Raw genomic sequence first — 12,054 nt, 5'->3', positions numbered from 1 at the left:
ACTGCATATCATACTCCGCTCATCGTGTTGCGGCTAGTGTTGAGCGTAAAAAGTTGGCATCTATTTTAAGCAATGCTAGCGTGCAATTAACAAACATTTTTAGAGTGATCTATATGCGTTTATTAATAACAATAATGGTGGTAATGCTGAGCTTTTCAAGTGTAGCAAAACCGCTTTCGTACTATTTTGAAGACGATGTTGTATTCGATCCAACCATCCCTACACCAGAAGAGGTATTAGGTTATCAAGTTGGTGAGTGGCATGTAAGGCACGACCAGCTCGTACGCTACATGGAAGTACTTGCTCAAAAGAGCGATAGAATAAACTTTGAGATAATTGGCCGCACACATGAGCAACGACCACTGGTAATGCTAACGGTTACAGCGCCAAATAAGTTAACTCAAATAGAGCAAATACGCCAAACGCACTTGGCTCGCTTGGGTAATAACAGCAAAAAAGCAAAAGATGAACCTGCAGTTGTGTGGATGGGTTACAGCGTGCACGGTAACGAGTCATCGGGTAGTAATGCATCGCTCTTAACGGCTTATTACTTAGCTGCAGCACAGGGTGATGAAATAAACAATTTATTAAATAACACGGTTATTTTACTCGACCCATCACTAAACCCCGACGGACTTGCACGTTTTGCAAATTGGGCAAACAGCAATCGCGGCATGAATTTGTCGTCAGATCCAAAAACTCGCGAGCATACCGAAAACTGGCCAAGCAGCCGCACTAATCATTATTGGTTTGATTTAAACCGAGATTGGCTATTACTACAGCACCCTGAATCGCGTGCGCGTATTGCTAAATTTCATCAGTGGAAACCAAACGTACTTACCGATTTTCATGAAATGGGCCCAAACAGCAGCTACTTTTTTCAGCCGGGCATTCCAAGCAGAAAGCACCCAATTACGCCAGTTGAAAACGTAACATTAACCAAAGCAATTGCTAATTATCATGCCAAAACATTGGATGAAAATAATGCACTGTATTTTACAGAAGAAAGCTTTGACGATTTTTACTATGGAAAAGGTTCAACTTACCCAGATGTAAACGGGGGGATTGGTATTTTGTTTGAGCAAGCAAGCTCTCGTGGCCATATACAAGAGACCATTAATGGCCCTTTAACATTTCCATTTACGATAAAAAATCAGCTATTAACGAGCTTATCTACCTTTAAAGCGGCGGTCGAAAATCGCCAAGCGTTGCTTGACTATCAAGCTAAATTTTATAATCAAGCAACAGAGCTTGCAGGTGACGAAAACTTTGCAGGTTACGTGGTTGAAGGTGCAAAAGACAGCACTCGCATTACCGACTTTTTAGCGCTATTAAAACAACATAAAATAGAGGCATTCGAGCTTACTAAACCATTAACAGCAGGTGGCATAAACTTTACTACTAACAGCTACTACGTCCCTTTAGCCCAGCCCCAATATCGTTTAGTTAAAGCGATATTTAGCGAGCAGAAAAACTTTGCAGATAATACATTTTACGATGTATCTGGCTGGACATTAGCGCACGCATTTAATCTACCTTTTGCAAAAGTAAAAAGTAACTGGGGGCTAGGCGTTGCAGACACGCCTTGGAGTAGCGAACCTAAAGCACCCTTAGCAAGTTTAGAGTCTGCGTACGCGTTTGGTTTTGCATGGGACGACTACTTAGCGCCTAAAATGTTAAATACATTATTAAAGCAAGGTATAAAAGCACGAGTAGCACTGAGTGCCTTAACGGCCAAATCGAGCGCGGGCGACATAAATTTTGAACCAGGTAGTATTATTATTCCGGCTGGTTTGCAAACACAGCAAAACTGGATTGCTTTGTTAAACACTGCACAAAGTGAATTTGGCATTGCCATAAAACCTATTACAACAGGTTTAACGAGTAAAGGTGCTGATTTGGGTTCACGCTCTATGGCAGTTGTTAAAGCACCTAAGGTTTTACTGGTTGGCGGCCAAGGCACTAGCCAGTACGAAGTAGGTGAAGTGTGGTATTACCTAGATAGGTTTGTAGGTATTGCCCCTACGATTGTTGAAATGACGCGTTTAAGCTCGCTTGAGCTCAGTGATTATAGTCACATTGTGTTGGCCCACGGTAATTACACTAGCTTAACCGATGCAGAAAAAGTAGCGATTAAAAGCTGGGTAAGAAAAGGCGGGGTTATTTGGGGTCATAAAGGCGGTGCTAAATTTTTAGTCGACCAGCAATTACTTAAAGCAAATTATTTATCGCGACAGGATTTAGCCGGCGCTTTCAAAACTGAAGGCCTCAGCTATGGCGATAAAGATCATCTAGCGGGGCGTCAGCGTATTGCTGGGGCTATTTTTAATACTAGCGTGGATTTAACGCACCCAATGACCTTCTCACTGACGCGCGACACCTTACCGGTATTTAAAAACAGTACATGGTTACTGGAAGCGTCAGAAGCCCCATTTGTTAATGTACTTACTTATACAAAACGCCCGTTATTAGCAGGCTTTACAGACTCTGTAAATGTAGAGCAAGTAGCTGAAGGCGCTGGTTTAATAGCACATTCGTACGGACGCGGCAGTGTTATTGCTATGACCGACAACCCTGTATTTAGAGGTTACTGGTATGGTACAAGCCGATTACTCAGTAATGCACTGTTTTTTGGCCATACATTCCGCGCGAGTGGGCAGTAAAATAAATTAACTAAATTGGCGTTAAACAGGTTGTAAATGCCCACACCTGTTTGGCGCCTGCCTTTTTTAAAGCCTGAGTTGCGGCATTTAATGTTGCGCCGGTTGTCATAATATCATCAACAATAGCAACTGTTTTGCCACTCATGTCTTCAGTACATATAAATGCATTAGTCAGATTTTTAATACGCTTTGCTTTAGTGAGTTGCGATTGTGCATGGGTTTTTTTATTGCGAATAAGCGCATTACTTAAAACAACGCGAGAGCGTAAACAAGGGTGCCATACTTGGCTTACTTGATTAAAACCTCGCTTTAAAAAGCGGCTTTTGTGCAAAGGTAAAATTATAAATAAATCAGGGGATTGCGTACTACATGTAAAAAACGCATCGAGCTGCTTTTGTACAATTTGTTGAAGTGTTTTTTTGTAATGTATTTGGTTACTAAATTTAAGTTGAGTTAACCACTGTTCAAATGGAGGGCGGTAAAAAGCGCAAGCAAATAACCTTTCAAATTCGCAGTTAGGAAACATATCAACAATATCAGGGCGATGAAGTAAATTTGGGTGTTTGGTTACATCTATTAATGCTAAATCTTCTAAGCAATAACCACATAAACCCAGATCAGCGCATACAGGGCTTTTGCATTGTACGCAGTAGGATGGAAACAGCCAGTTAAACAGACCTTTCATGAGATAGTGCCCTGCATTGCAATCATCTTTTTAAACGTTATTATGAGCCTAAGTTTGGTTAAGATTATGCAAATATGCAAAAAGAGTTAGTACTTTTACATGGTTGGGGAATGAATAAAGGCGTTTGGCAGCTTATACTGCCAGAGCTTGAAAACGTATATACAGGCGTAGTGCGTAGCCTTGATTTACCAGGGTTTGGCAATAGCGCAACCACATTACCAACCCCGTATAATTTGCATGATGCCGCTATGCAATTAAGCCAACATTTAAAACCTGATTCTATTTTAATGGGGTGGTCTTTAGGTGGTTTGTTTGCTTTATACATTGCAAAGCATTGGCCTGAAAAAGTGTCTAAGGTTATTTTAGTGGCATCTACGCCTTATTTTGCAGAGCAGGACGAATGGCCAGGAATTAGTGAAAAAGTACTAACTCAGTTTAAAGACCAATTGGTTAATCATAGAGAAAAAACCATTGAACGCTTTTTGACTATCCAGGCTATGGGAAGTGAGTCGGCCAGAGACGACATAAAACAGCTTAAACAATTGCTAAACCAATATTCAGCACCCAATAATGAGGCGTTAGCCGCCGGTTTAGATATTTTACAAAATGACGATTTACGCGATTTATTTGCAACGTGTCCGGTAAAAATTATGGGTATATTTGGTCGCTTAGATGCATTAGTGCCGTATAAAGCAATAGCTACAATGTCAGTACTAAATGCTGAGTTTGAATACCAAGTAATAGATAAAGCATCTCATGCACCGTTTATTTCTCACAAAGGTGAGTTTTTATCTATCGTTAAATCAATGCTTTAAAAATGCAACGGTCATTGTGCCTAGTAAAGCTTTATTTTGCGCATAAACTGAGCGATAATTAAACAATATTTAAGTGGTGGAGGTTTACCATGTCAATCGGATCTGTATTTAATAATGGTGTTGAAGGGTTTAACCGTGCAAGCCAAGGTATTGAAAAGGCCAGCGCAGAAATTAACCGTGCCAGTATAGAACAGCAAGACGATGCGCAACTTGCACAACAGCGACAGTTAGTCGCAGCAACGCCGGATGAAGCTGTAACAGCACCGGTTGCTCAGCCTGCGCGTATTGACGAATCACTTGTTAACCTAAAAGTTGAAGAATTTAACGCTAAAGCCAATGCGCAAACAATTCAAACAGCTGATGACGTACTGGGTACGTTAGTCGACATTAAAGTGTAATGTAATGAATATTGTCACGCCATTTCCATCAATTAATATAAACACAGCCAATGTTTATACGGAAACCGCTCGGCGTGACAACCAACTACGGGAAGTGATCCCTGCTCCGTCTGCAAATAGCGCAAGTAATACCGAAACCAAAGCGCAAAGCGATGCTGAAAAAGCTAAATTACCGGGCAATAATGAAGGTGCAACATATAGCGCGTCGGGTAAGTTAGCTGACGAAAAAGTCGTTCAAGCACGCGATGATGAAAACGCCGAAAACCCAGAGAGCTCTGAAGAGCAAAAAGCGCAGCAACAAGAGTCTGAACAAGAACAGCAAGTTTTAGAGCAAGAGCAGCAGCAAATAAAAGAGCTAAAAGCGCGCGATACTGAAGTGCGTATTCATGAACAAGCGCATGCTTCTGTAGGTGGTAAATACGCAGGTTCGCCAAGTTACGAATACCAGCGTGGCCCCGACGGCACTAACTATGCAGTGGGCGGCGAGGTACAAATTGACGTTGCTGAAATTCCAGGTGATCCCCAAGCAACCATAGAAAAAATGCAAACGGTTAGAGCCGCAGCCCTAGCTCCTGCCGAGCCTTCGGGTGCTGACCGATCAATAGCGGCAGACGCAACTCAAAAGCTGGTAGCAGCTCAAGCTGAACTTGCAGCGCCTCAAAATGATGAAGACGACAGTGCTGAAAACAATAGCAAAGCGTCATTCACAAGCAGTGAAACGCAAGAAACTAAAATGGCAGACAGTGAACAGCAAACACGAGATGCTGACGTAGAAGCACGCGCAGGACGAATTGCTAATTTTTATCAAATGGCAACTTCGCCATCCACACAAAGTGGTTTTTCAGCAATCTCTTAGCGAATAGCCTTAACACCGACTATTAAACTCTCCTCAATAAATTACTTTTAATGCTTACTGATTTGAATTGAATAAAAAAACCGCTTTCGCGGTTTTTTTATTTTATAGCGTGTAGCGCTTTCCAGTTTTTACTTAAAAGCTAAACAAGCTGTATGGCCAGCTATTTTTTTACTTTGGCATTCGCAAATGCATCGGCAAACGCGTTACCCATAACCGCATTACCGCTATCGCGTTTAGGTTTAGCTGCCTTTGGTTGCGCGTTGCTAGTGCGCGGCTGTTGTTTTTGTGCAACCGGGGCTGGTTTGTTGCTGGTGTCTATTTCGTCATTTAAACGCATGGTAAAGCTAATACGTTTACGCGAGGCATCAACCTCTACTACTTTAACTTTTACAATGTCCCCCGCTTTAACTACTTCGCGAGGATCAGATATAAACTTATTAGTAATCGCCGAAATATGTACTAAACCATCTTGGTGAACACCCACATCAACAAATGCACCAAAGTTAGCAACGTTCGATACAACACCTTCTAAAATCATGCCTGGTTTTAGGTCACTTATTTTCTCTACACCCGCTTTAAACTCAGCAGTTTTAAACTCTGGACGTGGATCGCGACCCGGCTTATCAAGCTCAGCAATAATATCGGTAACCGTAGGTAAACCAAATTTCTCGTTGGTGTAGTCGTTAGCAACAAGCTTGTTTAAAAATTCGCTGTTACCTATTAACGTGGTTACTTCTGCGTTGTTCTTTTCGCAAATTTGCTTAACAACAGGGTAAGCTTCAGGGTGAACTGATGAGTTATCAAGCGGGTCGTTGCCATTGTTTATTCGTAAAAAACCAGCAGCTTGTTCAAATGCTTTCGGCCCTAAACGTTCAACCTTTTTCAGCTCGCTGCGTTTTGAAAATGACCCATTAGAATCGCGGTAATTTACAATGTTTTGCGCTAAGGTTTTGTTTAATCCTGATACGCGTGTAAGTAAAGGAACCGACGCCATATTTAAATCAACACCTACCGAGTTTACACAGTCTTCAACAACCGCGGTGAGTGTTTGCCCCAGTTGGCTTTGTGATACATCGTGTTGATATTGTCCTACACCAATTGATTTAGGCTCTATTTTAACAAGCTCAGCAAGTGGGTCTTGTAAGCGACGTGCAATCGATACCGCGCCACGTAAAGATACATCTAAGTCAGGAAATTCGTTAGCTGCAAATTCAGATGCCGAGTAAACCGACGCACCCGCTTCGCTCACCATAATTTTATTTAGTTTTAACTCGGTATTTGCTTTCATTAGCTCAGCAACCAATTTATCTGACTCGCGCGACGCTGTACCGTTACCAATGGCAATCAGTTCTACTTTGTGTTGGCGGCAAAGTTGCTCTAATGTACGCAGTGATTTATCCCAATGGTTTTGCGGGGCATGAGGAAAAATAGTTTGCGTAGTTAGCAGCTTACCTGTGCTGTCTACAACAGCAATTTTGCAACCGGTACGTAAACCGGGATCAAGTCCAAGTGTTGTGCGTGGACCTGCAGGTGCCGCCATTAGTAAGTCTTTTAAGTTTTTAGCAAATACATCAATAGCGCCTGCTTCTGCTTTTTCGCGCATGGCTGCAAAAAACTCGTTTTCTAAGTGTAAACCTAGCTTAATTTTCCACGCCCATTGCACCACGCTTAAAAGCCAAGCACTCGCTGTTTGGTCGGTAATATTTAAGCGGTAGTGCTGTGCAATCATGTTTGCACAAAGTTGAGCGGGGTTTTCTGAACTTGGCTCTGGGTTCACATTTAATTGAAGTATGCCTTCGTTGCGAGCTCGCAGCATGGCTAATGCACGATGAGAAGGAACTTTAGTAAGTAGCTCCTGATTATCAAAGTAATCGCGATATTTAGTGCCCGCTTGTTCTTGACCTTTAATTACCGTGCTTTGGATTGCACCGTTTTGGCTTATGTGACTTCTTAATTTAGCGAGTAATTTTGCATCTTCAGCAAAACGCTCCATTAAAATAAACTTAGCACCATCAAGCACGGCTTTTATGTCATTAAAACCATTTTCGGCATTAATGTACTGCTCAGCGTGTTGCTCAGGGTTTAAACTCGCGTCGGTAAATAACGCATCGGCTAGGGGCTCTATGCCTGCTTCTATGGCTATTTGGCCTTTGGTGCGGCGCTTTGCTTTATAGGGTAGATATAAATCTTCGAGTTCTGTTTTACTTTGCGCGCTAGTGATGTCGGCTTTAAGCTCTGCGGTGAGCTTTTTTTGAGATTCAATGGTCGATAAAATAAAGCTACGACGTTCTTCAAGTTCTCGAAGGTAAGATAAGCGCTGCTCTAGCAAGCGTAATTGAGTGTCATCTAAACCGCCGGTGACTTCTTTTCTGTAGCGGGCAATAAAGGGAACTGTTGCGCCTTCATCAAGTAATTTTGTTGCAGCAACAACTTGTTGTTGTTGTGCATTTAGCTCACTGGCTAAACGTGCAGAGATATAGCTCATGCAAAAACCTTTTTAAACAAAAAATAAGACCAGAAATAAATATCTGGGTCGGCTAATTGCTTGAATAATATCACATGAAGTTGTAATAAAAAGCTCTTAAAGCAAGCTATTTAACTTGCTTTAAGACGGTTGCTTTGGTTGAGACAGTTAAGCGATAAAACAGCCTCTAATGAGGGTGGTCTACGCTTTCTAGTACGTCGCTAAACGAGTTGGCAATTGGGCTAATATGCAGCGGAATATGCAATGTTTTAGCTATTTGGCGAGCTGAAATTAATCCACATATTTCGTTATTAGCTGTTGTGACTAATAAAAACATCGACCCTTGATGCTCCATTGTTTGCAAAGCATCGCCCACACAGGCATAACTTAAGCTTTGCATGCTGACACCTATTAGCTGGTTTATTGGTGTCATTATATGGCGAAGGCTTACTTCATTTCGTGGTGTATTTAAACGTTGAGCAATAATAGTAATTTTAGCGCTTTGTAAATCAGCACTTGAAACAATACCTATTAGCTTGTGGTCATCATCTATCACCAATACAAAGTCAGACTGTTGGCTGCTCGTTTGTTTAAGCGCATCAGCGATTGTTGTTTCGTGATGTGCTCGAACAGGTGTTTTTTGCGTAAAGTTATTCACCATTTTTAAAGCGGGTGAGGCTAAATCGATTAACGGTTGATTGTCAGCAAATGGTTTTGCAATAACCCCATGAGAAACATTTTGGGTACGTAATTCTTTAAAGTTAGACATAATATCCACCTATTAGTTAAAAATTTAATTAAATTGAAAGTAATAAATTAAATTAAATAACAGGGGGCCCACGTTGGTACGCAGTGCTAAACGGTCTACTAAAAGATGAACTCTTGTAAAAAGAGTGAGCGCCTTTAGGGAGTGGTTGAGCTGCCTTAAGGGAAGTGACATCAACAAATGAATCTTCGTCAAAGTCAGGGGTTGCCTGATCGGGAATATCTAGGGCAATTAAATTATTTAAAACGGTTGGGTGTTCTAGGGTGGTGTGTTGGTTGCTGGCATGCAAAGTTAAACTCACACTCATAAAAAGTGCAAACAATACGGCATTACTAAATATGCGCTGTACTACGTTTGACATAACCATTACAACCTTTGCTAATCTCACATTAAAATTATGTGCGAGCTATTTATTTATAGCCTAATGCCATAATTTAAACAATCAAAAGTTAATATGATCTGAATCAAATGCTACTTAGCCGTTTTTTGATACTCAATTGAGTTTATGTACCATTCTTTTTTTCCCTGCGGAGTCATTACTACAAAATCGTCATCAACTTGTTTTTTAATCAGTGCCCGGGCCATGGGTGAGTCGATAGAAATATAGTCTTTTCTGTCGTAAATTTCGTCGGGACCGACAATTCTGAACTTTTTTATGTCGCCTTGCTCATTTTCTATTTCGACCCACGCACCAAAAAATACTTTTCCGTCTTGCACGGGGGAGTAATCAATAATATTTAAATCGGGAATACGCTTTCGTAAATAACGAACGCGTCGGTCTATTTGGCGCAGCAGTCGCTTATTATATTGATAGTCGGCGTTTTCAGAGCGATCGCCTAAGCTTGCTGCCCAGCTAACTATTTTTGTTACTTCAGGGCGTTTTACATTCCACAGGTGGTCGTGTTCTTGTTGCAGTTGCAAATAGCCTTCACGGGTAATTAAATTTGTTTTCATCGACTTTTAATTATTAGCTTCAATGATGGGCACGGTAATAAACTTAGAAAAATTTGTCGAGCTTAAAGTGTTTAAAGCAGCCATTATTGTTGTTTGAAATGTTCAGTAACAATCTAAGGCCGTAATTAGTTTTTGATTATTTGGTTTTTCATTTATATTAATACTTAATTGGATATAAAAATAAGAAACAGGTAATGGGACACGAAACGACAAAAGTATTGGTTGTAGACGACGATATGCGCTTGCGCAGCTTATTGGAGCGTTATTTAGTAGAGCAAGGTTTTATTGTTAGAACCGCTGCAAACTCAGAGCAAATGGATAGGCTTTTAGAGCGAGAAAACTTTCACTTAATGGTGCTCGACTTAATGCTTCCCGGTGAAGATGGCTTATCTATTTGCCGTAGGTTACGCCAAAAAGAAAACGAAATCCCAATTGTTATGCTCACCGCTAAAGGCGACGAAGTCGACCGTATCATTGGCTTAGAGCTTGGCGCAGATGATTACATTCCAAAGCCATTTAATCCTCGTGAGTTACTTGCGCGCATTAAAGCCATATTACGCCGCCGCGCTAAAGAAGTGCCAGGTGCGCCCGCCGCAGAAGAAAACCTAATTGCCTTTGGTAAATTTACGCTTAATTTAGCCACTCGTGAAATGAGCGAAGGCGATAAAACAATATCGCTAACCAGCGGCGAGTTTGCCGTACTTAAAGCGCTTGTGTCACACCCAAGAGAGCCGCTTAGCCGCGATAAACTTATGAACTTAGCGCGTGGCCGAGATTACAGTGCCCTAGAGCGTAGTATTGATGTGCAAGTGTCGCGCCTTCGCCGCATGATTGAAATAGATGCGGCTAATCCGCGTTATATTCAAACCGTGTGGGGATTAGGGTACGTGTTTGTTCCTGACGGTGAAAAGTAGTTTTTATGGGATTTTTTCCACGTAGTGCGTTTGGGCAAACTGTATTTTTGGTGGCGGCGTTATTACTTATAAACCAAGTTGTATCTTACGTAACAGTTAGTTTATATGTTGTAAAACCCACCATAGAGCAAGTTAACTTAATGCTTGCTAAGCAAGTTAAAACCGTTTTTATTGACTGGGAAGACGGTATAGAAATAAACGACGACTTATCAGAAAAGTTTTTTGAAATAACCGGTATTGATGTCATGACCCAGCGCGAAGCTATGCGCCAAGGGCTTGGTCAAACCCGTGAGTACCCAATGCTTTCACGTAGTATGTCTGCGCAGTTAAATGGCTCGGCGCGGGTGCGTATTACGCAAACTGGCCCACTCGTTTACTGGATAGAGGCCCCGCAAGCGCCTGGCTATTGGGTTAAAATTCCGCTTTCAGGGTATCAAGAAAACAACCTCGAATTTTTAACGTTTTACTTATCAAGTATTGGCTTTTTGAGTGTACTAGGTGGTTGGTTATTTGCACGTCACCTAAACCGCCCGCTTAAAGCACTGCAACAAGCGGCAGTAAAAGTAGGTAAAGGCGATTTTAGCACCAAACTAGAAGAAGAAGGCTCTACCGAAGTCATCGAAGTAACGCGTGCGTTTAACCAAATGTCGCGCGGTATCGCTGCTCTTGAAAACGACCGGCGTTTACTTATGGCGGGTGTATCTCACGATTTACGCACACCACTCACACGTATTCGTTTAGCAACCGAGATGATGAGCGACCAAGACGAGTATCTTCGCGAAGGGATTATTTACGATATTGAAGATATGAACGGTATTATCGATCAATTTATTGAATATTTACGTCACCACAAACGCGAAGAACTCAGTTGTGAAGATATAAACGCGTTAGTGGGTGAAGTCGTTAATTGTGAGTTAAAGCATCAGCGTTCTATAACCTTTAAAAGTAACCCAAGTATAGAGAGTATTCCGCTCAGCAGCGTGGCTATAAAGCGTGTTGTAACTAACATGATTGAAAATGCTATTCGTTATTCTGACGGCGATATAGAGGTACTTAGTTATTATAACTCCAATAAGAAATACGTGGTCATTGCTGTAAACGATAATGGCCCAGGTATTCCTGAAAGTGAATTAGAGTCGGTATTTGAACCGTTTAAGCAAGGTGATGCTGCGCGAGGCAGTGAGGGCAGTGGCCTAGGCCTTGCTATTATTAAGCGCATTGTTGATATGCACGACGGCAAAGTAAAACTTGAAAACCGGCCTGAAGGCGGCTTAAGTGCACAAATTTATCTGCCTATAAAAATACAAAACTCTGCACAGTAACTTGTGCAGAGTTTGCTATTTGTAACACTTAAATATCTGTAAAACTGATATAACCGTTGAGCTTAAAGTGCTTTAAAGCGGATGGCAGTGCCACCGCAACGACAGTCGCGGTCGCCCAAGGGGTCAAACCATTGCAGGCAGTGGTAAAAGCTATACCACAACCACCTTCTACGACAGTAATTATGGCCGTGTAAAAGGGCTGCGTTACCCTAACAAC

Annotated in this window: 11 protein-coding genes; 6 read left to right on the top strand and 5 right to left on the bottom strand. The window is 41.6% G+C overall.

Features of this window, described 5'->3' with window-relative positions:
- Positions 1–113 precede the first annotated feature (113 nt).
- The gene (locus ATS71_RS03800; RefSeq protein WP_058403658.1) at positions 114–2,663 is read left to right on the top strand and encodes a M14 metallopeptidase family protein; all 2,550 of its coding nucleotides are present in this window, start codon (positions 114–116) and stop codon (positions 2,661–2,663) included.
- A 10-nt stretch (positions 2,664–2,673) separates the two neighbouring features.
- Here the strand turns inward: ATS71_RS03800 and ATS71_RS03795 are convergent, their stop codons facing one another.
- Positions 2,674–3,348 carry a ComF family protein gene (locus ATS71_RS03795; RefSeq protein ID WP_058403609.1) on the bottom strand — a complete coding sequence of 225 codons (675 nt, stop codon included), beginning with the start codon at positions 3,346–3,348 and terminating at the stop codon, positions 2,674–2,676.
- A 74-nt stretch (positions 3,349–3,422) separates the two neighbouring features.
- Between ATS71_RS03795 and bioH the strand changes: the two genes are divergently transcribed.
- The 3 genes from bioH (at position 3,423) to ATS71_RS03780 (ending at position 5,417) form a co-directional block, all read left to right on the top strand.
- Positions 3,423–4,163: a pimeloyl-ACP methyl ester esterase BioH gene (bioH, locus tag ATS71_RS03790; protein WP_058403608.1), complete on the top strand. Its 741-nt coding sequence runs from the start codon at positions 3,423–3,425 to the stop codon at positions 4,161–4,163.
- 89 nt (positions 4,164–4,252) lie between these two features.
- A complete protein-coding gene (locus tag ATS71_RS03785; protein ID WP_006793799.1) occupies positions 4,253–4,561 on the top strand; it encodes a hypothetical protein in 309 nt (102 codons plus the stop codon).
- A gap of 4 nt (positions 4,562–4,565) precedes the next feature.
- Positions 4,566–5,417, top strand: a complete 852-nt coding sequence (locus ATS71_RS03780; RefSeq protein WP_058403607.1) for a putative metalloprotease CJM1_0395 family protein — start codon at positions 4,566–4,568, stop codon at positions 5,415–5,417.
- Positions 5,418–5,577: 160 nt separating this feature from the next.
- On the opposite strand, the gene ATS71_RS03775 is transcribed toward ATS71_RS03780, so the two are convergent.
- The 4 genes from ATS71_RS03775 to greB all read right to left on the bottom strand — a co-directional run bounded on the left by ATS71_RS03775 (position 5,578) and on the right by greB (position 9,601).
- On the bottom strand, positions 5,578–7,902 hold the full coding sequence (locus ATS71_RS03775) for a Tex family protein (protein ID WP_058403606.1): 2,325 nt from the start codon (positions 7,900–7,902) through the stop codon (positions 5,578–5,580).
- 166 nt (positions 7,903–8,068) lie between these two features.
- A complete protein-coding gene (locus tag ATS71_RS03770) occupies positions 8,069–8,650 on the bottom strand; it encodes a CBS domain-containing protein (protein ID WP_058403605.1) in 582 nt (193 codons plus the stop codon).
- Between the two features lie 52 nt (positions 8,651–8,702).
- A complete protein-coding gene (locus ATS71_RS03765; RefSeq protein ID WP_058403657.1) occupies positions 8,703–9,008 on the bottom strand; it encodes a hypothetical protein in 306 nt (101 codons plus the stop codon).
- A gap of 110 nt (positions 9,009–9,118) precedes the next feature.
- On the bottom strand, positions 9,119–9,601 hold the full coding sequence (gene greB / locus ATS71_RS03760; protein WP_058403604.1) for a transcription elongation factor GreB: 483 nt from the start codon (positions 9,599–9,601) through the stop codon (positions 9,119–9,121).
- Positions 9,602–9,795: 194 nt separating this feature from the next.
- Between greB and ompR the strand changes: the two genes are divergently transcribed.
- A complete protein-coding gene (gene ompR / locus ATS71_RS03755) occupies positions 9,796–10,515 on the top strand; it encodes an osmolarity response regulator transcription factor OmpR (protein ID WP_006793806.1) in 720 nt (239 codons plus the stop codon).
- Positions 10,516–10,520: 5 nt separating this feature from the next.
- Entirely contained in the window at positions 10,521–11,837 is a 1,317-nt protein-coding gene (envZ, locus tag ATS71_RS03750) for a two-component system sensor histidine kinase EnvZ (protein WP_006793807.1), read from the top strand.
- The last annotated feature ends 217 nt before the right edge of the window (positions 11,838–12,054 follow it).

This window comes from Pseudoalteromonas sp. H71, from assembly GCF_001468485.1.
Lineage (GTDB): Bacteria > Pseudomonadota > Gammaproteobacteria > Enterobacterales > Alteromonadaceae > Pseudoalteromonas.
This window is presented reverse-complemented; position numbering and strand designations above follow the sequence as displayed.